This is a genomic window from Methylophilus sp. 14, from assembly GCF_015354345.1.
Classification (GTDB): Bacteria; Pseudomonadota; Gammaproteobacteria; order Burkholderiales; family Methylophilaceae; genus Methylophilus.
The window spans coordinates 82,445-102,553 of sequence record NZ_JADKYS010000001.1 but is presented as its reverse complement, the minus strand read 5'-3'; the positions used below and the strand labels follow the sequence as shown (position 1 = coordinate 102,553).

Annotated in this window: 22 protein-coding genes; 7 read left to right on the top strand and 15 right to left on the bottom strand. The window is 52.3% G+C overall.

Translation table 11 applies throughout. The features are described 5' to 3' along the window. Positions 1–149 precede the first annotated feature (149 nt). On the top strand, positions 150–920 hold the full coding sequence (gene xth, locus INP78_RS00540) for an exodeoxyribonuclease III (protein WP_194741060.1): 771 nt from the start codon (positions 150–152) through the stop codon (positions 918–920). Position 921: 1 nt separating this feature from the next. Here the strand turns inward: xth and INP78_RS00535 are convergent, their stop codons facing one another. Genes INP78_RS00535 through INP78_RS00525 form a run of 3 tightly spaced genes read right to left on the bottom strand, consistent with a single transcriptional unit; the run spans position 922 to position 3,793 of the window. Further along, complete coding sequence (locus tag INP78_RS00535; RefSeq protein ID WP_194740309.1) at positions 922–1,860, bottom strand: hypothetical protein; 939 nt, start codon at positions 1,858–1,860, stop codon at positions 922–924. Positions 1,861–1,882: 22 nt separating this feature from the next. Then, complete coding sequence (locus tag INP78_RS00530) at positions 1,883–2,305, bottom strand: DNA polymerase III subunit chi (protein ID WP_194740308.1); 423 nt, start codon at positions 2,303–2,305, stop codon at positions 1,883–1,885. A 6-nt stretch (positions 2,306–2,311) separates the two neighbouring features. Beyond that, entirely contained in the window at positions 2,312–3,793 is a 1,482-nt protein-coding gene (locus INP78_RS00525; RefSeq protein WP_194740307.1) for a leucyl aminopeptidase, read from the bottom strand. A gap of 87 nt (positions 3,794–3,880) precedes the next feature. Here INP78_RS00525 and lptF point away from each other — a divergent pair, with 87 nt between their 5' ends. Next, positions 3,881–4,990 (top strand): LPS export ABC transporter permease LptF, encoded by a 1,110-nt coding sequence (gene lptF, locus INP78_RS00520; RefSeq protein ID WP_194740306.1) that lies wholly within the window; start codon positions 3,881–3,883, stop codon positions 4,988–4,990. Further along, complete coding sequence (lptG, locus tag INP78_RS00515) at positions 4,987–6,081, top strand: LPS export ABC transporter permease LptG (RefSeq protein WP_194740305.1); 1,095 nt, start codon at positions 4,987–4,989, stop codon at positions 6,079–6,081. The genes lptF and lptG overlap by 4 nt, the downstream gene beginning before the upstream one ends. Positions 6,082–6,090: 9 nt before the next feature. Here the strand turns inward: lptG and INP78_RS00510 are convergent, their stop codons facing one another. Genes INP78_RS00510 through INP78_RS00500 form a run of 3 tightly spaced genes read right to left on the bottom strand, consistent with a single transcriptional unit; the run spans position 6,091 to position 7,584 of the window. Further along, complete coding sequence (locus INP78_RS00510; RefSeq protein ID WP_194740304.1) at positions 6,091–6,495, bottom strand: RDD family protein; 405 nt, start codon at positions 6,493–6,495, stop codon at positions 6,091–6,093. Positions 6,496–6,553: 58 nt separating this feature from the next. Beyond that, the gene (gene fae, locus INP78_RS00505) at positions 6,554–7,096 is read right to left on the bottom strand and encodes a formaldehyde-activating enzyme (RefSeq protein ID WP_194740303.1); all 543 of its coding nucleotides are present in this window, start codon (positions 7,094–7,096) and stop codon (positions 6,554–6,556) included. Positions 7,097–7,143: 47 nt separating this feature from the next. Continuing rightward, complete coding sequence (locus tag INP78_RS00500) at positions 7,144–7,584, bottom strand: GNAT family N-acetyltransferase (protein ID WP_194740302.1); 441 nt, start codon at positions 7,582–7,584, stop codon at positions 7,144–7,146. Between the two features lie 101 nt (positions 7,585–7,685). Between INP78_RS00500 and INP78_RS00495 the strand changes: the two genes are divergently transcribed. Beyond that, positions 7,686–8,084 (top strand): DoxX family protein, encoded by a 399-nt coding sequence (locus INP78_RS00495; protein WP_194740301.1) that lies wholly within the window; start codon positions 7,686–7,688, stop codon positions 8,082–8,084. 45 nt (positions 8,085–8,129) lie between these two features. Here the strand turns inward: INP78_RS00495 and INP78_RS00490 are convergent, their stop codons facing one another. The 7 genes from INP78_RS00490 to def form a co-directional block, all read right to left on the bottom strand. Then, a complete protein-coding gene (locus tag INP78_RS00490; RefSeq protein ID WP_194740300.1) occupies positions 8,130–9,392 on the bottom strand; it encodes a sigma-54 dependent transcriptional regulator in 1,263 nt (420 codons plus the stop codon). Positions 9,393–9,401: 9 nt separating this feature from the next. Continuing rightward, positions 9,402–11,564 (bottom strand): ATP-binding protein, encoded by a 2,163-nt coding sequence (locus INP78_RS00485; protein ID WP_194740299.1) that lies wholly within the window; start codon positions 11,562–11,564, stop codon positions 9,402–9,404. A gap of 4 nt (positions 11,565–11,568) precedes the next feature. Next, a complete protein-coding gene (locus INP78_RS00480; protein WP_194740298.1) occupies positions 11,569–12,144 on the bottom strand; it encodes a DUF4390 domain-containing protein in 576 nt (191 codons plus the stop codon). After that, the gene (gene rsmB / locus INP78_RS00475) at positions 12,122–13,411 is read right to left on the bottom strand and encodes a 16S rRNA (cytosine(967)-C(5))-methyltransferase RsmB (protein WP_194740297.1); all 1,290 of its coding nucleotides are present in this window, start codon (positions 13,409–13,411) and stop codon (positions 12,122–12,124) included. The genes INP78_RS00480 and rsmB overlap by 23 nt, the downstream gene beginning before the upstream one ends. Before the next feature lie 116 nt (positions 13,412–13,527). Then, complete coding sequence (htpX, locus tag INP78_RS00470; RefSeq protein WP_194740296.1) at positions 13,528–14,400, bottom strand: zinc metalloprotease HtpX; 873 nt, start codon at positions 14,398–14,400, stop codon at positions 13,528–13,530. A gap of 95 nt (positions 14,401–14,495) precedes the next feature. After that, positions 14,496–15,416, bottom strand: coding sequence for a methionyl-tRNA formyltransferase (gene fmt, locus INP78_RS00465; protein WP_194740295.1), 921 nt, complete (start codon positions 15,414–15,416; stop codon positions 14,496–14,498). A gap of 15 nt (positions 15,417–15,431) precedes the next feature. After that, positions 15,432–15,947, bottom strand: coding sequence for a peptide deformylase (gene def / locus INP78_RS00460; RefSeq protein WP_194740294.1), 516 nt, complete (start codon positions 15,945–15,947; stop codon positions 15,432–15,434). Positions 15,948–16,116: 169 nt separating this feature from the next. On the opposite strand from def, the gene INP78_RS00455 reads away from it, so the two are divergent. From INP78_RS00455 to INP78_RS00445, 3 genes are all read left to right on the top strand, one after another. Next, positions 16,117–17,151 (top strand): LysM peptidoglycan-binding domain-containing protein, encoded by a 1,035-nt coding sequence (locus INP78_RS00455; protein ID WP_194740293.1) that lies wholly within the window; start codon positions 16,117–16,119, stop codon positions 17,149–17,151. A gap of 12 nt (positions 17,152–17,163) precedes the next feature. Then, positions 17,164–18,279, top strand: a complete 1,116-nt coding sequence (gene dprA, locus INP78_RS00450; protein WP_194740292.1) for a DNA-processing protein DprA — start codon at positions 17,164–17,166, stop codon at positions 18,277–18,279. A 65-nt stretch (positions 18,280–18,344) separates the two neighbouring features. After that, positions 18,345–18,812 (top strand): DUF494 family protein, encoded by a 468-nt coding sequence (locus INP78_RS00445; RefSeq protein ID WP_194740291.1) that lies wholly within the window; start codon positions 18,345–18,347, stop codon positions 18,810–18,812. A 57-nt stretch (positions 18,813–18,869) separates the two neighbouring features. Here INP78_RS00445 and metF read toward each other — a convergent pair whose 3' ends face one another. Further along, positions 18,870–19,706, bottom strand: a complete 837-nt coding sequence (gene metF / locus INP78_RS00440; RefSeq protein WP_194740290.1) for a methylenetetrahydrofolate reductase [NAD(P)H] — start codon at positions 19,704–19,706, stop codon at positions 18,870–18,872. Between the two features lie 33 nt (positions 19,707–19,739). After that, entirely contained in the window at positions 19,740–20,090 is a 351-nt protein-coding gene (locus tag INP78_RS00435) for a phage holin family protein (RefSeq protein ID WP_194740289.1), read from the bottom strand. Positions 20,091–20,109: the final 19 nt, after the last annotated feature.

Genomic DNA, 20,109 nt, shown 5'->3' with positions numbered 1-20,109 from the left:
GCGTGTGATTGAAAAATACGCCATTTGTCTGATATGGCAGCGCGTGTCGACACCTAAGTGGCAGGCAGCGATAAAAGAGTCGTGTAAAATGCGCGTGATCCCTGGCGCATTGCAAGCGCATTTTGCTGATTCTTTTGTGGAGAACTTTGTTGAAACTGGCTACCTGGAACGTCAACTCCCTGACTGTGCGCTTGCCGCATGTGCTGGACTGGCTGACTGCCAACCAGCCGGATGTACTCTGCCTGCAGGAAACCAAGCAGGAAGATAGCAAGTTTCCCTATGCCGCCTTGCAAGAAGCCGGGTTTAATGCGGTGCATAATGGCCAGAAAACCTACAATGGCGTGGCGATTATCAGCCCGCATCCACTGCAAGATGTCCATGTTGACCTGCCAAATTTTGCCGATGAACAAAAGCGCATTATTGCGGCCACGATACAGGGCGTACGTGTGATTTGCGCCTATGTGGTGAATGGCCAGGCGCTGGATTCAGATAAATATCAATACAAACTCAATTGGCTGGCGGCCCTGCAAAACTGGGTGACGGACGAGTTGAAGCAACACGAAAAACTCGCCTTGTTAGGAGATTACAATATTGCGCCGGATGATAGAGATTGCCATGACCCGGCCGCCTGGGAAGGGCAAGTGCTGGTAAGCCAGCCCGAACGGGAAGCCTTTGAGCGATTATTAGCCTTGGGATTACACGATAGCTTCCGCCTGTTTAACGACGAGGCCGGGCAGTTTAGCTGGTGGGATTACCGCATGGCCGCGTTCCGCCGCAACATGGGCATGCGTATAGACCACATCCTGGTCAGTGATGCCTTAAAGCCACTGTGCGATAGCTGCGTAATAGACAAGGCGCCACGCAAACTGGAGCGCCCCAGCGATCACACACCAGTCATGCTGACACTGGCAAACGCGTAAATTAAACGGTAGGCATCACAAACTTGATGCCCTGCAACACTTCCAGAATACGTGACTTGAGGCGCTTGTTCATCTCGGACTCCATTTCCTGCAATTGCGCTGCGACCACTGCTGCCACTTTTTCCTCCAAGGCAGGCGCGGATGCCGCAAGCTCGGCTTGCATGCTCTGTTTAAACTCAGCAATTTGTGCAGCGTTTAACTCGGCAAATGCCTCTTGCAGTGATTGCTTGTAGTCTGCCACCAGCGTGGTAGCAGCTGATGCCTGGCTATCAGACAAGGTTTGTTGATTGGTTTCTTGCAATTGTTGCAAATGATCGACCAGGCCCTGTTCAAGCTGCTCACGCAAAGATTGCAAACGGCTTTCCATTTGCGCCTGTTGCGCATCTGCCAGTGGCGACAGGGTCTCGCCCAGCCATTGTGCACCTGTTTTTTGCACCGTGTCACGCAGCGACTGCTCGGTCTCTGCCAGCAACTGCTGTTGCGTGGCGCTTAACTGCGCCAGTTTTTCCTCCACCGCCTGTGATTGCTGCTGGAGATTATTTTCCAAGCTGGCCTGGAATGACTGCTCCGCAGACTGCATTTGCGTTTGCTGGGTGGCCGTCAACTGCGTTAGTTGCGCCTCAAATGCTTGTAGTTGCTGTTTGCTGACATTGCCCATGGCCTCGTGGAAAGCCTGTTCTATGGCCTGAATGCTATCGCCGACCTGCGACTGTGCCTTCGCCAGCACGTCTTGTTGCAAGGTGTTGGCGTAGTCGGCAAGCGATTGCTGCGCGGCGGCAAGTGTGCCAGCGCTATGCTCGGCCAGTTGCGCAGCCACCAATTGCGTGATTTCCGGTAACAAAGCCTGTTTAAGCTGCGCCACCAGTTCGTCGATGTCAAACGCAGGCGCTGCCCCTTTATGCACGACTTTGGTTAATACCGGAATTTCTGAAATATCCACACCATCCCCTTTGCAAGGCTTGTTATTGCGTTTGCTTATTCATGTGCTGAATCTCGTAACCACGGTCACGATAAAATGCCCACCGCTGTCGCCCGGCTATTTTGTCAGCCTCTTCGGTGCCTATCAACTCGAACACATGGCGAAAACGGCTGAAAAACTTAGGCAGGGCCGCCTGGCAGTTAAACAGCAAATCATCCTGGCGAATCTGCTCTGGCTGCCAGGCGAGTTGCACCGGCGTCAATGCGGCGTACTCGGCGTCAGCCAATGTATTCGGCCAAAAACTGTCCGCCGTTTGCTGCCATAACTGATCACCCAACCTTTGCGCCTGCTCACGGTCAGGCACATAAATGGTCACACTGCGCTGCCGTGATAACGCCTGGCTCACCAGGTGTTGTATTAATGCTGGTGGATCAGTGACATCAGTGTAAAAACGGATTTTGGTCATGACGCGTTATTTGGCGGCCTGCTCTAGCAGATATGTCACTAGCAATGGGACCGGACGACCTGTGCCGCCTTTTTCCTTGCCAGATTTCCAGGCCGTGCCCGCGATATCCAGGTGCGCCCAGTCATACTTTTTGGCAAAGCGCGACAAGAAACAAGCCGCGGTAATACTGCCTGCGGCACGGCCACCGATATTGGCAATATCGGCAAAATTACTGTCCAGTTGGCCCTGATAATCGTCCCACAACGGCATTTGCCAGGCACGGTCATTGGCTTGCTCTCCCGCTGCCAGCAAGGCCTTGGCCAAAGCATCATTATTGGCAAACAGGCCACTGACATGGTGGCCTAACGCAATGACGCAGGCGCCGGTCAGGGTGGCAATATCAATCACCGCCGCTGGCTCAAAGCGTTCGGCATAGGTCAGCGCGTCGCACAAAATCAAACGGCCTTCGGCATCCGTGTTTAGCACTTCAATGGTCTGGCCAGACATGCTGGTCAACACATCGCCTGGTTTGGTCGCGCGGCCACTCGGCATGTTTTCACAGGTCGGAATCAAGCCCACCACATTCAGCGGCAATTTCAACTCGCCCAAGGCTTTAAACACACCCAGCACAGAGGCCGCACCGCACATGTCATATTTCATTTCATCCATGTCGGCGCCCGGTTTAAGCGAAATGCCACCGGTATCAAACGTAATGCCCTTGCCTACCAGTACTACTGGTTTCTGGGATTTTTTACCCTGCAGATGCTGCAATACAATAAAGCGTGGCGGCTCTTCGCTGCCACGCGTCACGCCTAAAAAAGAGCCCATATTGAGCTTCTCAATCGCGGCCTGCTCCAGCACCTCGACCTTAAAACCGTATTCTTTGGCCAATTTCTCAGCTTGCTTGCCGAGATAGCTAGGGGTGCAAATATTCGGTGGCAAATTGCCCAGATCTTTGGCCAAGGCCACGCCCTGCCCTACACTGCTACCCTGACTCACGCCCTCAGTCGCAGCCGCTTGATCGGTTTTTTCCACCAACACACTCACTTGCTTGAGCGGATGCGGTTCAACAGATTTCTCTTTCACCGCATTCACTTTATAAGTGGCGTCCAGCGCTACTTCAGCCAGGGCAGCCGCTTTTTGCTGCACCGTTGTTTTTTTGATACTCAGGCTGACAAAATCTGTCGCCACATTCTCCACACCCGCAGGCAGTGCTTTCACCGCAGCGCGGAAGCTGTTACGCAAGCTTTTCAGGCTCGCATCGTCCGCCTTGCCCAACCCCACCAGCATGACTCTAGGAGCCACGACACCTGACAGTTGACGCAATATCAGGGTGCTTCCGGTTTTACCTTCCATATCACCGGATTTCAGTGCGGCCGAAATGGCTTTTTCGCTCACGGCATCCAGCGATTTAGCTAAATCCGTCAGTTTCCGGCCTTCATAAATGCCAACCAGCAAGCAATCCGTACGCAATTTTTCCGGGGCAGCGCTTTTTATGCTAAATTCCATCTTTATCCTTTGTGATTCATGCAATTTGCCTGAGTGATGGTTGTATTATCTAGTGTTTTATGCTGATTTCAAAGCGGTGCATTTAAATTGAAAATATTCAAACGTGCATTGTCTGCAGAGCTGATGTCCTCAGCCTCTGCCATTTTCCTGATTATCCTGGGTATTGTTGTGGCGCAACGCGCCGGTAACATCGTGCGCCAAGTATCTAAAGGCATTTTACCCAACGATGCCATTGGCACTATCCTGACCTTCAGCCTGGTGCAGTTCATGCCCATGATGCTGTCGCTCGCCATTTTCCTGGCGGTGCTTTTAACCCTGACCCGCTGGCATCGCGACTCAGAAATGGTGATCTGGATGAATGCCGGGCTCAGCTTGCGGCAATGGGTATCGCCTATCATGCGCTTTATCGCGCCCATCGTGCTGATCATCAGCGTGTTCAGCCTGATCATCCTGCCCTGGGCCAATGAAAAAGCAGATAACTACCGCGCACAATTGAAAAAACGCGACGAACTGTCTTCCATCAGTCCTGGCACATTCAAAGAATCCAACAACGGCGAACGGATTTACTTTATTGAAAGCTTCGACAAGTTGGGCTACGTGGTTAAAAACATCTTCGTGCAATCCAAGCAGAATGGCAAAACGGGCATCATCACGGCCAACAGTGGCAGTCGCTATAAAGCAGACAATGGTGACAATTTCTTGCGTATGGAGCATGGCAGACGCTATGAAATCACGCCCAACACCCTGGAAGTCATGACCACCGAGTTTGAGCGTTACGACATACGGGTGGAAATCAAGGAAGCCGCCCCGGCGTCGAGCACGGCACAAACCCGTTCAACCCAGTCATTACTCAGCGGCGCAACGACTGCCGACCACGCCGAACTACACTGGCGCTTGGCCATTCCCATTTCGACCATCGTCATGGTATTGCTCGCTATTCCGCTGAGTTTTGTTGACCCGCGCGCCGGACGGTCGCTGAATATCATGTTCGCCATCCTGATATTCATCATTTACAACAATATGCTGAGTATCTTCCAGGCCTGGATCACCCAGGGAAAAATATCGATTCTGGTAGGCCTCTGGCCGGTCCACCTGATTTTCGTCCTGCTCGGCTGGTATCTCTATCACCGTCGGAAATATCTCAAACCACTCATTCCTGACTGGTTTAAACGCCAGGGCAAGCGTGTAAAAACATGACGCTGACTATCCTCAACCGCTATTTCTGGAAAGAAATCAGCTTCAACATCATGCTGGTGTTGCTGGGCCTGCTCGCCATGTTTTCTTTCTTTGACCTGCTGCAGGAACTGGACAGCCTGGGACGTGGACACTATGGCATCAACAGCATGCTGATTTATGTCGGCCTGAGTGTTCCTGGGCATATTTATGAGGTCGCGCCCGTGGCCGTGCTCTTGGGCATCGTCTACACATTAGGCGCCATGGCCTCAAGCTCTGAGTTGATTGTGATGCGCACCAGTGGCATTTCACTGCAAACCATCGCAAAAATGCTGTTAAGTATTGGTTTGGTATTCGCACTGGTGACGTTTTTGATCGGTGAAATCATTGCGCCTATCAGTGAAAAAATGGCGCAACGCATTCGCATCCAGGCCACAGACTCAGTGGTCGCACAGGACTTCCAGTCCGGCTTGTGGATCAAGGATGGCAGCAGCTTTGTCAATGTCGCGATGGTCATGCCGGATAGCAGCCTGGTTGATATCCGTATTTATGATTTTGACGCGCAGTTCCGTTTGCGCAATATCAGCCATGCCGACAAAGGTTATTTTGAAGATGACCACTGGATATTGTCCAATGTGACTCAAACCAAAATGCACACCAGCAAATCGGCGCAGAACAACTCCGTCACCTCGCAATTTTTCAAGCAGACCAAATGGGAGTCGCTGATCCGGCCGGAGTTACTCAATGTACTGCTGGTGTTGCCGGAAAAAATGTCCGCCTGGAACCTGTACAGCTTTATCCAGTATCTGCACCAGAATGGCCAGAGAAGCACCCGTTACCAAGTCGCGCTGTGGTCCAAACTGGTCTATCCACTGGCCTGCCTGGTGATGGTGATGCTGGCGCTGCCGTTTGGCTTTTTACAACAACGCGCGGGTGGCATCAGTGCCAAAATCTTTGCCGGGATTTTCCTGGGCGTGGTCTACCAGATCATGAACCGCGTGTTTGTGCATCTGGGCGTGCTCAACGACTGGTCTCCACTGGTCAGCGCCATCAGTCCGACGCTACTCTTTTTAGCAGCCGGACTTGGCATGCTTTACTACGTCGAGCGGCGCTAATCTCAACGCCTACACTGGCAAGGCAATGATGCGCGAGCCTAACAGGCGGTCATGCAAAAACTGTTGCTCGCGATCCAGCAATGCCCACCACAAGGTCAACCCAGCGGGCAATAGCAGCACGCTGGCAAACAGATAACGCATCATCGCTTGTTGCCGGTCGAGTAACTCTCCATGCTGACCGACCACTTTTAACTTCCAGGTCTGGCTGGCCAGGGTTTGCCCGGTCACCACCCAGCAACGTACAAAATAAGCGCCTATCACCAGCCACAGCAAGGCCTGCAAACCCAGTCTTTTCCAGCCATGACTGGCATCGCCTATGATCATGATGTACGCCGCCGTCAGTGCCAGCGCCAACGCCAGCAGCAACAGCGCTTCATACACAACCGCCAGATAGCGTTTCATTAAATGCTTCATGTTTTAAGTCCACATAACAAAAACCCCGCAATTGCGGGGTTAGGCAGAAACAGCAGGATTACTTCTGATCCCAGCTATCTTCCCACATACAGTGTCTGATTTTGTGACGGTTAGCAATCAGTTCATCAATGCTAGGCTCGTCGTTCAAGGCACGTTTCAATGCCAGCTTGATCGCTTCGTAGTTGTTTTTGTACAGGTCAGCTTTGTCCAGGTTGGCTTCTTTAGCACAGCCCGGGTCAACCCACAGCAATGCCACGATACACAGATCGTTCACCAGCTCTTTAGGAATAATGCCTTCGATCACGGCATCAGTAATGCCATCAGCCACACCGGCTTGCACCACGCCGCCGAACAATTCAATGTTCAGTGAGTCTTTCAATGTCACTTTTGGCACCATCATAGTCGCTGGGCGTACCATCTGGTTGATATCACGTACGGCAAACATGGCTGTGTGACCTTTGGTCTGCGCCATCATATTGGCAAATGCAGCGCCCACTGGGCCATCTACAGAACCGATCAAGATTTCCGGCATCGCGGCGGTAACATCTTTACCTTCAGAAAACACGGTTGCTTCACCGGCTTTAAATACGATTTTTGACATGAGAATTCCTTTTATGTCTGCAAGTTGGAGAAAAACGGAAACCGCAATTATACCAGTTCAAGTTGCATATCTATATGTAATATATCGGCATCACTGTACGGTTCACTGCACACCTCAAAGCCTACTTGCTGGTAAAAACCGACGGCATGCATTTGCGCCGATAACCGCGCATGACTGACATCCAACTGCTGGCAAACCTGTATGGCCTGCAATAACAATGCCTCTCCAACCCCGCGCCCACGCCACTCTGCGAGCACCGCCATGCGGCCAATATGACCGTCCGGCAACACTCTGGCACATGCCAGGGATTGATCATCCTGGCATGCCAGCAAATGAATGGCTGTTTCATCTGCCGCATCCCATTCCAGATCCACCGGCACGTGTTGCTCTTCTATGAAGACACGCTGCCGGATCATGCGACACTCCGCCCATAAAGGATGATGTCTATCCAGATGATGGATACTGAGCTGAATACGTTGTACGGCCATCGCCCCTCCGGATCAAATATCGCAATTGTACCTGTATTGCAATTGTAGTTAGCCGCAGGCATCATACGTCCTTTATTAAAAACAGGATTTGAGGAAAAACTATGTGTCGTTTTCAAACCGCAGCGGCCAGGATTTTACTGGGGCTAGTGTTTTTTGGGGTCGTGATTTTAAAACTGATGGCGATTTTGAATACGCCTGATGGTTACCTGCAATATCAGATGACCCTGGGCCAGTTTGGACTGCCAGCCGTGTTTGCCCCTTTGCTGATCCTGGTTCAATTTGTCTTTGGCCTGTTACTGATCATCGGCTTTAAAACCCGCCTGTCAGCACGTGTATTGGGCGTACTGGCAGCTTTTATGGCCGTGATCCTGGCCCAGGCTTCACTGGACGCGTTCTTTGCTTATATGGGCATCGCCGGTGGCATGTGGCTGCTGAGCATTTATCCTGACACGGCTTGCAGCCTGGATAACCGCAAAAAAATAAGCAATCATCACCAATAAAAAAGCCGGGACAATCCCGGCTTTTTTATTGACAGCAATCTCAAGTTATCCTTTGATCTTGATACCCAACTGCTTGAGCTTACGGTACAAATGCGTACGCTCCAGACCAGAAATCTCAGACAAACGGCTCATATTATTTTTGACCAGGCGCATGTGGTACTGAAAGTAAAAACGCTCAAACTCATCGCGCGCTTCACGCAAGGGCTGGTCGAGATTAAGCGGCATATGCTGCTCAGCTGACTCGGTGGCCTGACCCTGAAAGTTGGCCAGCACGCGCTGCACATCCGCTTGCGTAATCACATCGGCCAGGCTGGTCATCAGCAGGTTTTGCACCACAGACTCCAGTTCATCCAGATCCCCCGGCCAGTCGGCATTGCGCAAGGCGTTCAGCGCCGCGACATCAAACGACTTATAGTCAATCTTGCTGGCTTCCACCATCAAAGTCGCCATCGCACTCACCAGGTCAGGAATATCTTCCTTGTGCTCATCAAGGCACGGTACTTTCACCGCAGCACCCGCCAGCGTTTGCAATAAAGACTGCTCCAGCATGGCTTTTTCAATTAGTTGCGGCAAGCCATGCTCACTGGCACAAATGACGCGTACGCCATATTTTTCTGACTTGTTAATCAGTAAACTCAGGCCTTTTTGCTCGGTCTTGCCCAGCTTGGTGACTTCATCCACAAACACCACACCTTCGCGCGCCTGCTCCAGGATTTCCATCGGTGCAGTCACGAGTTTTTCATACTCGGTGAGTGCCACCCAGGGCGTGTTATGCGGACGCAGGAATTTGGCGCATAAAGGCACACTGCCACCTTTTTTGCCAATCAGGAACAAGGTATTTTTATGGCGGGCCAGCTGCTCCAAACGCTGCTTCAGCTCCTGGATCACTGCGCTTTTGCCAAAGCTGGAGAGGTTGATTTCGGTATGCGCGAGGTGCTCAGTGTGTTTAATCGCCGCACCCACAGTTTTAAGTAACTTTTGTAGCGCGATGGGCTTCTCGAGAAAGTCGAATGCGCCGAGGCGTGTCGCCTCTACGGCGGTATCAATCGTGCCATGACCAGACATCATGATCACTGGCATGGTGAGCAATCCGGCATTGGCCCACTCTTTGAGCAGGCTGATGCCATCGCAATCCGGCATCCAGATATCCAGCAAAACCAGGTCCGGGCGCTGCTTGAGACGTTCGTCCCTGGCAATCTGTGCGTTCTCCGCCAGGCGTACGATATGCCCTTCATCTCGCAAGATGTCGCTCAACAACTCCCGGATGCCTATTTCGTCATCGACCACCAAAATATTACGTGAAGCCATGGTACTTCCTTACACGATGCGCTCAACGCGCCGACGCTGTTGTTGTTTATCTACCGGCAAGCTGATGGTGACGCTGGCGCCCCCTTGTGGCAGATTGTCTATGCGAATCTGTCCACGCTGCTCTTCTATCATTTTTTTCACAATGGCCAGCCCCAACCCTGTCCCGTGAGACTTGGTGGTGACATAGGGTTCAAACACCCTCGCCATCACATCGGTTGGGAAACCACTGCCGTTATCGGTCACGGTTAATTTTATACGCTCGCCATCATAATCGGTCAAGATAACAATGTGCGGCTCACTCACTTGCGTCAGCGCATCCTGGGCATTTTGCAGCAGGTTATGCAAAATCTGCCGCATCATGGTCGCATCGGCATGTATCTCTGGCAGTTGCTCATGCAGGGACAATACCAGTTTGACGGCCGACGCGTTATACAGGCGGCTGACATCACGAATTAAAGCATTTAAATCCAGTTTTACCAACTGCACGGCCGGGGTTCTGGCGTATTCACTAAATTCGTTGACCATGTTCTTCATAGCCTGCACCTGGTTCACAATGGTATCCGTCGACTTGAATAACATCTCGGCATCTTTGCTATCCAGTTTGTCCTGCAACTTAAGTTGCAAGCGTTCGGCCGAAAGCTGTATCGGCGTCAGCGGGTTTTTGATTTCATGCGCCAAGCGCCTGGCCACTTCCGCCCAGGCCGCATCACGCTGCGCCTGCGCCATGGCGGTCACATCATCAAACACCACCACCAGGCCGTGCCCTGCGCCTTCCGGCAAACGTGTCACGCGCAGCATCAGTATCTGCGTACCATGCACGCCCTCAATTTCAATCTGGCTAGTCAGGTGCCGCTCATGATGGTCAAACTGCAAGGTATCTTCGTAGTGCTGCATCACCAGCTCGGTGAACGGGCTGAGATACCTGTTCTCAGCAGCCACCTCGGTAAAAATCTTGTTTTTAAAGCCGACTAGCGAAATCCCCAGAATATTGGTCGCCGCCAGGTTATACACACGCAATTCTGCGCGCTCATTAATGGTCATTACCCCTGAGCTCAAGTGCGACAGAATCGCCTCTAGGTAAGCGCGCGCAGACTCCACATGCTGACGGCTCTGCTCAGAGGCATTTTTCGCCTCCTGCAACTGCCGCGTCATACTGTTAAACGACTTCACCAGCACACTGAGCTCATCTTTACCAAACGAAGGCAGTTGCTGTGAGTAATCACCACTGGCAATCAGACGCGTACCTTCTGCCAGCACGGTAAGTGGTTGTGCCATGCGGCGGCTCAACGCAAACGCGATGGTCAATGCGCCTAACATAGACAACAACAGAATCATGGTCAGCGTCAGCATGAAAATGTCTTTCAAGGACTGACGGCTATAAGACAGGGTTTGATACTCGCGATAGACGTCCTGCACCGACTCAGCCGTATTCGACAGCGCTTTCGGCACCGGCTGCATCAATTGCAGAATGCGCAATTCACCGGTAATACCCAGGGGCTCCACAGGGGTGAGCACCCGCATATACAGGCCCTTACCAGGAATCGGCTCAATCTTGCCGTAAACACCACTCCTGGCCTGGCGCAACTGTGGCACCGACGGCAACTCAGGCAAAAAACTGCTGGGGTCAGAGCTGCTCACCGCGAGGATGGCGCCTTGCGCACTGAGCAAGGCCGCATCCTGGATGCCTGCTTTTTCGCGTAAATCGTTGATTTGGCTGTAATGAGATCGCGCAGGCTGCAGCGACAGCGACACCGCCATGCTTTGCGCCTTCTCCTTCACATCCCCCAGCATAATATCCAGCGCCCGCTGGCCCAAATTCAAGCCACCATCCAGCGCAGACTCTACCTTGACGTTAAACCAGGATTCAATCGAGCGCGAGAGGAAATTCACCGATACCAGGTAAACAATCATGCCGGGGATGAGCGCCATGAGCGCAAAGGTGACCAGTAACCTGAAGTTGAGTTTACTGCCAACCTGCTTGGCTTTGGTGGTGCGGTAGAGATGTCTCAGCTGGTAAGCAATCACGCCCAACAACAGCAAGGCCAGGCCAGCGTTGATATAGAGTAATACCAGGTAGTAATCACCACTGATGGCAGTATTGGCGCTGGCGAGCGACAGCAGGTAAAGCAGGGCTGCTGCCAGCGCAATAGACAAAATCAGGACATAACGCATAAGGCTAGCGCTGGGTTTCCTTCACCCACCAGCTAAAGGTAGGCGTGACCAGTTCCCAGTCACTTTCCCCGAGGGCATCCAGTTGCAGGGCCTTGGGCAACTTGCTGGTATCCAGGTGCATTTTGAGTGCCGCCTGGTAAGGCTGGTTTTTTTCCAGCGTGGCATGCGGCACCAGCCGCCAGTCGTGAATAGCACCCAATTCGCGCCTGGCTTCACCCAGGCTATCAAACACTTTTTGTTGTTGCGGATAATTGAGCAAGTATTGCTTGGTGAGTGCATGGTAATTGAGGGTCACGGCGCGGCGCTCAGTCACTACCTCATCATCAAACCAGTATTTGAGCGGTTTAATAATTTGAAATTCATATAAAAAAGTCAGCGCGACACCTTTACTCAGTGCCTCTTCCAGCGCGCGACCGAACTGGATATCAATGTCAGCATCCAGTGTCCATATTTCATCCCGCAGCACCAACTCTGCACTGCGGATATGCGCGTGATTGCCGCCAGCAAACACCATCCAGCTGGTCAGGCTCAACAACAGCCCTATCCATAACCAGCGATTAATGTTTTTGCAAAAGTGCATAAAACAATCCGTCATGCGCAGCCGCAGGCAGCAACTGCCCGCCTATCTGATGCTGACAAGGTAATATCGACACATCAAAAGCGACCGGCAACCTTGTCGCATCAGCGTGCGTGGTTAAAAATTGCTGAATTTGCATTTCGTTTTCTTGTTGGAATATCGAGCATGTCACGTAGAGCAATTTACCGCCTTTTGCCAGCATTTGCCACAAATTCGATAAAATTTCCTGCTGTGTACGGGCAAATGTTGCCAGATCCTGAGGTCTACGCAACCACTTCATATCCACATGGCGGCGCACAATGCCCGAGGCACTACAAGGGACGTCGGCCAAAATACGGTCAAATAGCAGGCCATCAAACCAGTCTGACTGGGCAGCATCCCCTGTGATCACCTTGGCTTGCAGCCCCAATCGCTGCAGGTTTTCGTGTACACGCCGCAAACGCTCAGCCTCTACATCCAGCGAAAGCAACTCCACATCACTGGTTTCCAGCACGTGGCAAGTCTTGCCACCTGGTGCACTGCAGGCATCCAGCACACGCATGCCAGGCTGCAAATCAAGCAAGGGCGCAGCCCATTGTGCACCGGCATCCTGCACGCTGACCCAACCCTCTTCAAAATACGGCAGCTTGCTCACCGGCAAAGGATGTTGCAACTGTATGGCCGTGCCACCCAAATGGCGAGCGGCGATGCCCACAGACTGCAACAACTGCAGATAAGTCGCTGCATCTGTCTTGCGCACATTGACACGCAAGGTCATGGGCGGATGGCTATTACCTACTTGAAGAATCGCCTGCCAATCCTGCGGGTATTGCTGCTTCAGGGTATCTATCCACCATTGCGGGTAGTTAAATTGCACTTCTTCGCGCTGGGCGATCTGCGGCTGCAAATCCGTACGCTGACGCAAAAAGTTGCGCAGCACGGCGTTGACCAGGCCTTTGGCCCAGCGTTGTCCGGTTTTACCGGCCGCTTCTACCGCCTGGTTGACTACAGTGAAATCATCATCTGTGCTCTGCAACAGCTGTGACAATGCCACCAGCAATAAAGCATGCACACGTTCATCTGTCACTGGCTTAGGCGTCAACGCTTGCAGATAGGCCGCTGCTTCTGCATAAAAACGTAACGTCAGGTAGCTGTAATCCTGCGCAGCAGCCTGTTGTTGCGGCGTGGCTGCTTTGACCTTGCGCAAGGCCTTGGGCATGGAAACAGTCAGGTTATGTCCGGCCAATACTTCGGCCACCGCATGTGCGGCAATGAGCTGGGCAACTTGCAACGATCATCTCTGGGCAAAAAAAGCTATTCTACTTGATGCGTCTCAATTAGGCAGTGAAAAACGCGCACAATAAAAAAGGCTTTCCTCAGAAAGCCTTTTTTTAATCATCACGCTAGTTAATATTGATTGGCTAACGCCAGCAAGCGGCGAATACGTTCTTCCGTTTGCGGGTGGGTGCTAAACAATCCTTTCAAATCCGCACCAGATAATGGGTTGATAATCATCATCTGCCCGGTTTCAGGATGCTGCTCCGCAGTCATGTTAGGAATCTGGTGCGCATAATTATGGATTTTTTCCAAAGCCGCGGCCAGGGCTTTCGGATCGCGACTAATGTCAGCGCCCATACGGTCGGCCTCATATTCACGCGAACGTGAAATCGCCATCTGGATCAAGGATGCCGCCAAAGGCGCCAGCACCATGATCAGGATACCAATCATGGGGTTAGGCCTGTCTTCACCGTCGCGGTGACCGCCACCAAACATCAGGCCAAATTGTGCAATCGATGAAATCGCACCAGCTACGGTGGCTGAAATCGTTGAAATCAAGGTATCGCGGTTTTTTACGTGCGCCAGTTCATGCGCCATCACACCACGCAACTCGCGCTCACTCAAAATCTGCATAATACCGGTCGTCGCGGCTACCGCAGCATTTTCCGGATTACGGCCGGTAGCAAACGCATTCGGCTGACTCTCGTTCATCACAAACACGCGCGGCATCGGCAACTCGGCGCGCTCGGCAAGCTCTTTGACCATGTTGTAATAGTTGCGGAACTGCCCATTACCAAAATTGTTCTCGGCATTGATTTCTACCGCGCCATACATTTTTAGCACGGCCTGATCGCTAAACCAGTAGGCATAAAAGTTCATGCCGCCCGCCAGCAACAAAGCCATCAACATGCCACCCTGGCCACCCAATGCCCCGCCGACTGCCACAAACAGGGCCGTAATCGCCGCCATCAGCACAAAGGTTTTGGTCCAGTTACCTAACATACTTACTCCTTGAATACACTTAACACTTCCATCCTAATATGCGGTGATGACAGCGATTTTTCAATGGCTGCTCTCGGTCATGATATGACCCGCAATCAAGAAAACTGGTCACCCACCTGCACATGCTGCCCCTGCACAAACTGCTGTGCAGTCTGGCGCTTGCCACCTGGCATTTGCAGCTCGTGGATTTCCAGCACGCCATCGCCGCAAGCCACGCGCAAAGGCTGTGTTTCCACCACCGCCCCGGGCTGGCCTTTGCCTGTTGCAGACTGTGCGAACCACACTTTACACACCTGCTCTTTAAATTTGGCAGTCGCCACCGGAAAAGGATTAAACGCACGCACCTGGCGTGACAATTGCTGTGCAGAGAGGGTCCAGTCTATGGCAGATTCGGATTTTTCCAGTTTGTGCGCATACGTCACCAGGGATTCATCCTGTATTTCAGAAGGGAGCTCACCGGTGCTTTGCAGTGTGTGCATAGACTCAACCATCAAGCGCGCACCTTCGCGGCTGATGGCATCATGCAGGCTTTGTGTTGTATCTGCCTCGGTAATGGCGACCGCCCATTTGCTGACCATATTACCGGCATCCAGCTTGGGCACCACCTCCATAATGGTGACGCCGGTTTCGGCATCGCCAGCCAAAATCGCTCTATGAATGGGTGCCGCACCGCGCCAGCGCGGCAGCAATGAGCCATGAATGTTGTAACAGCCACACTTGGGGATATTCAGTACCGCAGTCGGGATAATCAGGCCATAAGCCGCCACGATCATGACATCGGCATTCACCGCAGCAACCTCTGCCTGCACGTCTTCAGGCTTGAGACTCTCGGGCTGGAACACGCGCAAGCCATGTTGCAGGGCCAGCTGTTTCACCGGGCTGGCTTTCAACTGCATGCCACGACCAGCGGGGCGGTCTGGTTGTGTTAATACCATCACAATCTCATGACCGGCATCGATCAAGCCCTGCAAAGCAGGCACGGCAAACTCCGGGGTTCCGGCATAAATAATTCGCATGCTGATTCCCCGTACTTAGTAACTATTGCGTTCGATTTCGCGCGCGTGCTTGACCATCTTGCTGCGAATGCGGTTACGTTTGAGCGTTGACAGGTATTCAACAAATACCTTGCCCTTGAGGTGATCCATCTCGTGCTGGATACAGACACTGAGCAAACCATCGGCATCCAGCCTGAATGTTTTACCGGTCGCATCCTGCGCTTCAACGGTGATAAATTCGGCACGGGTGACATTTTCATAAATGCCGGGCACAGATAAACACCCTTCTTCGTAGTCCTGGCTACCAGACTGCGCAATGATTTTCGGGTTAATCAGCACCAGTAAATCATCTTTCTCTTTGCTCAGGTCAATCACAATTAACTGAATGTGGCGATCTATTTGCGTCGCGGCCAACCCGATGCCAGGCGCATCGTACATGGTCTCGGCCATATCACTCACCAGCTGCTGCAATGCGTCGTCAAACACCTGCACCGGCTTGGCCACCGTGTGCAAGCGCGGGTCAGGATATTGCAAAATTGGAAGTAGTGCCATGCTCTACAAATCTTTCCATTCAAATAGTTTGCGGGAAAAACAGGGTAAAACGCCCGCTTTTTCACCTTGATAAGAACTTTAAACCCATGCTAGATTGGTCGATATTGCGCAGATGGTGCGCCCCATTGATGCTGCCCCTCTTTTGCACTGCATATTACAGAGACGCCACATGACCAAAATTGTTCAAATTATAACCTCGCTTGCACTGGCTTGTAGCAGCTTGTTGGTACATGCCGAAGAAATTCCCTTGCGTGCACAACATCCTGACCGCCATGTGGTGGTCAAAGGCGACACCCTGTGGGACATTTCGGCCAAGTTCCTCAAAAACCCCTGGCAATGGCCACAAATCTGGCAACTCAACCGCGAGCGCATTAAAAACCCACACTGGATTTACCCCGGCGATGTGATTGTACTCGACACCAGTAGTGGCAAACCGGTATTGAAACTGGTGCGTGAATCGGTAACGCTGGAACCCGGCGTGATTGTGACGCCGATTAAAGGCGATGCGATTCCAGCGATACAGCCGAACACGATCCTGCCATTTTTAACCAAACCCATGCTGATTTCGCCGGAAGACCTAAAAGCAGCACCGAGAATTATTGCCGCACAGGAAGAACGCGAGATACTCAGCCCGGGCACACATATTTATGTACAGAACCTGCCGGAATCGACCAGAAGTGCCTGGGCGATTTACCGCGAAGGCGAGCCGGTTAAAAATCCTGAGAACGGCGAAATCCTGGGCAATGAAGCACATTACCTGGGAGAAGCCAGGCTGTTACGCCCGGGCCAGCCAGCCACCTTGACGGTGACGCAGGCCAAAGAAGAAATTGCGGTGAAAGACAAGCTGATTGCGCTGGAGGATGAGCTCAGCCCGTCGTATATTCCACATGCACCAGAGGCACAAATCCAGGGCCAGATTGCACGCGTAAGTGAGGGCATTAACGAAACTGGCTATGGTCGCGTGGTAGTACTCAACCGCGGCGAAGAACAAGGCCTGGAGCGTGGTCACGTATTATCCGTACTGCGCAAAGGGGCAAGGATGATTGACCCTGAATCCGATCCTAAACATCCGGTCACTATCGAGCTTCCAGACGAACCGGTTGGCCTGGTCATGGTATTCAAGACCTTTGCCAAACTCTCTTACGCGCTGGTGATGCAAGCATCACAACCGATACACACAGAAGATGTGGTGCGTACACCATGACCGACACACTACATGGTCAACGCCACCACTGAACAAAACGCCCCATGGATTGCGCTCAGCCTGGTCGACGGGCTGGGCAGCGTCACCTACTGCCAGCTATTACTCCAGTTTAAAACGCCCGAAGCTATTCTGGCGGCTCCCTACTCAGCACTGCGCGATCTGGTCAGCAAAGAGGTCGCGGACGGCATCCAGCGCGCCATGGACGACCCGCATATCGCGCAAACACTGACCTGGCTGGCGCAAACTGACAACCACCTGATCACTTTGGGGGATGCGTATTATCCGCAACGCCTGCTGGATACAGACCAACCGCCGCCAGTGCTATACGCCAAAGGCAACCTGCAAACACTTAAACGCCCTGGCCTTGCCATTGTCGGTAGCCGTCATGCCACACCACAAGGCGAAGCCACGGCCGAGAACTTTGCCGAAAGCTTATGCCGTGCCGGATTTGCGGTGGTGAGTGGCCTGGCGCTGGGCATTGATGGCGCCGCGCACCGGGGTGCGCTGAAAGCAGATGGTGCCACCATTGCCGTGGTCGGCACCGGGCTGGATATTGTGTACCCGGCCAGGCACAAGGCATTGGCGCACCAGATTGCGCAATACGGGCTGATTCTCTCCGAATACCCGCTGGGTACACCCTCACTCACGCATAACTTTCCGCGGCGCAACCGCATTATCAGCGGCTTATCTGAAGGCTGCCTGGTGGTAGAGGCCAATATTGATAGTGGCTCGTTAATCACGGCCAAACAAGCCATCGAACAAGGGCGCGAAGTGTTTGCCATTCCAGGCTCGATTCACTCACCGGTGGCCAAAGGTTGCCACGCACTGATTAAGCAGGGCGCAAAACTGGTCGAATCGACCGAAGACATTTTGAGTGAATTACGGCACATCCGCCGATCAAACCAGGCGTTGGCGATTAGCCCGAACGGGCCATCACCCGATTGGACTAATTTACCCGCCGAAGCAAGCCCTGTCTTGGTTTGCATGGGATTTGACCCCCTGTTTGCAGAACAGATCTCAGCCCGCTCAGGCTTGACGCCCGAACAAGTTTCCACCATGCTAACACTACTTGAATTAGAAGGTGTTGTCAGCCATCTCGCCAGCGGTCAGTTCCAGCGACTCGCTTAAAGATCAAGCTAGGCCCACCCCAACAGCGCTGTCTATGCAACAGCGTGTTTGAGGAGACTATATACATGTTGGAAGTATTGATATTTATTTATCAAAATTACTGGGATAAACATGATGCGCTCGAGTTGAAAGAAACCGACGAAACCATCATGGCCTACGAGTTATCCCAGGCAGGATTTAATCATCAGGACATTTTACATGCGGTAGACTGGGTTAAAGACCTGCGCCGCTCGGTACAACAACCGCAATATCTGCACGACCCGGCAGCCATCCGCATTTTTTGCGAGATGGAGCGTAGCAAAATCAATGACGAGAGCTTGAACTTTCTCACCCTGTTGCAACGCAGTGACATCATCACCGCCTATGAGCGTGACTTGATTGTGGATCGCGCCATGGTGCTACCGCAGGAAACACTGAGCATGGAGGATATCCGCTGGATCACCATGATGGTGCTGTGGGATGAAACACGTAAACAGGACTACCTGTTTGTTGAAGACGCCTTGTTTAACCCGCAAGGACTTTCACTGCAGTAAATCTTCAGCGTAAAAAAAGCGCGGCCTATACAGGTCGCGCTTTTTTGTTTGATCGCATCATAGTTGCCGAATAATCTGGCCAATAATCCCAGCCTGGTTCAGCGTATAAAAATGCATTTTATCCACGCCCGCAGCAATCAGCCTGGCACAAATATCCGTGACAACATCGGCACCAAACGCACGCAAGGACGCGAGATCATCGCCATAAGCCTCTAAACGCAGGCGCAGCCAGCGCGGAATCTCGGCACCACACACATTGGAGAATCGAGCCAGCTGTGTGTAATTATAGATAGGCATGATGCCCGGAATAATCGGCGCGGTCACACCCAGCTTTTGCGCAGCCTCAACAAAGCGGAAATACGCATCCACATTGTAAAAATACTGCGTGATGGCAGAGTCTGCCCCCGCATCGATTTTACGCTTGAAGTTGTCGAGGTCTTTTTGCGCAGAACCCGCTTCTGGGTGAAACTCAGGGTAGGCCGCCACTTCAAGGTGAAACCAGTCACCGGTTTCGGCGCGGATAAAGCTCACCAGCTCATTAGCGTATTTAAAATCACCTGCGCTCACTTCACCTGAAGGAATATCGCCACGCAAGGTCACCAAACGCTTGATGCCTTTGCTTTGATACGTTTGTAACAACTCGCGGATTTCTTCTTTACTCGAAGAAATACAGGAAATATGCGGCGCGGCGCCATGGCCTGCGGCCTGGATCTCAAGCACACTTTCCATGGTGCGGTCACGCGTAGAGCCACCTGCACCAAAGGTCACCGAGAAAAACTCTGGTGAAAACGCGGCCAACTCATCACGCACGTTGCGCAGATTTGCCATGCCTTCCGCTGTTTTAGGCGGGAAGAACTCAAAACTGTAAGAGGTTTTAGGATTCACTTGTTTCATCTTTTATTTATGTTGCGCGACCAAGGCTTAGGCTTAGTCTTTTTCATTTAGCACAATCGCGCTCAATATCCATGCAATCACGCTATACACCAGCGCACCAATCACACCGGTCAGCACACTATTCACCGAGAAACCTTGCAACAGGTGACCGACAAGCCAGAACAGCAAGCCATTAATCACCAGTAAAAACAGCCCCAGTGTCAGCAAGGTGATCGGCAACGTTAAAATTACCAATATCGGTTTGACCAGCACATTGGCAAAACCAATCACTACTGCCGCCAGCAAGGCAGCCGTAAAATTCGCGACATGAATGCCTGGCACCAGATAAGCCACTGCCATCAGTGCCAAGGCATTTAACACCCATACGACCAACAGTTTAAACATGCTGATTCCCCATGATACA

What these genes read in the sequence shown, in the direction of transcription:
- fmt (WP_194740295.1), bottom strand. Translation starts at nt 15,416, where the DNA reads ATGCGAATTATTTATGCCGGAACCCCGGAGTTTGCCGTGCCTGCTTTG.
- def (WP_194740294.1), bottom strand. Translation starts at nt 15,947, where the DNA reads ATGGCACTACTTCCAATTTTGCAATATCCTGACCCGCGCTTGCACACG.
- INP78_RS00455 (WP_194740293.1), top strand. Translation starts at nt 16,117, where the DNA reads ATGACCAAAATTGTTCAAATTATAACCTCGCTTGCACTGGCTTGTAGC.
- INP78_RS00490 (WP_194740300.1), bottom strand. Translation starts at nt 9,392, where the DNA reads ATGGCTTCACGTAATATTTTGGTGGTCGATGACGAAATAGGCATCCGG.
- INP78_RS00480 (WP_194740298.1), bottom strand. Translation starts at nt 12,144, where the DNA reads ATGCACTTTTGCAAAAACATTAATCGCTGGTTATGGATAGGGCTGTTG.
- htpX (WP_194740296.1), bottom strand. Translation starts at nt 14,400, where the DNA reads ATGTTAGGTAACTGGACCAAAACCTTTGTGCTGATGGCGGCGATTACG.
- INP78_RS00525 (WP_194740307.1), bottom strand. Translation starts at nt 3,793, where the DNA reads ATGGAATTTAGCATAAAAAGCGCTGCCCCGGAAAAATTGCGTACGGAT.
- INP78_RS00530 (WP_194740308.1), bottom strand. Translation starts at nt 2,305, where the DNA reads ATGACCAAAATCCGTTTTTACACTGATGTCACTGATCCACCAGCATTA.
- lptG (WP_194740305.1), top strand. Translation starts at nt 4,987, where the DNA reads ATGACGCTGACTATCCTCAACCGCTATTTCTGGAAAGAAATCAGCTTC.
- INP78_RS00495 (WP_194740301.1), top strand. Translation starts at nt 7,686, where the DNA reads ATGTGTCGTTTTCAAACCGCAGCGGCCAGGATTTTACTGGGGCTAGTG.
- INP78_RS00510 (WP_194740304.1), bottom strand. Translation starts at nt 6,495, where the DNA reads ATGAAGCATTTAATGAAACGCTATCTGGCGGTTGTGTATGAAGCGCTG.
- fae (WP_194740303.1), bottom strand. Translation starts at nt 7,096, where the DNA reads ATGTCAAAAATCGTATTTAAAGCCGGTGAAGCAACCGTGTTTTCTGAA.
- INP78_RS00485 (WP_194740299.1), bottom strand. Translation starts at nt 11,564, where the DNA reads ATGCGTTATGTCCTGATTTTGTCTATTGCGCTGGCAGCAGCCCTGCTT.
- INP78_RS00435 (WP_194740289.1), bottom strand. Translation starts at nt 20,090, where the DNA reads ATGTTTAAACTGTTGGTCGTATGGGTGTTAAATGCCTTGGCACTGATG.
- metF (WP_194740290.1), bottom strand. Translation starts at nt 19,706, where the DNA reads ATGAAACAAGTGAATCCTAAAACCTCTTACAGTTTTGAGTTCTTCCCG.
- INP78_RS00500 (WP_194740302.1), bottom strand. Translation starts at nt 7,584, where the DNA reads ATGGCCGTACAACGTATTCAGCTCAGTATCCATCATCTGGATAGACAT.
- INP78_RS00445 (WP_194740291.1), top strand. Translation starts at nt 18,345, where the DNA reads ATGTTGGAAGTATTGATATTTATTTATCAAAATTACTGGGATAAACAT.
- dprA (WP_194740292.1), top strand. Translation starts at nt 17,164, where the DNA reads ATGGTCAACGCCACCACTGAACAAAACGCCCCATGGATTGCGCTCAGC.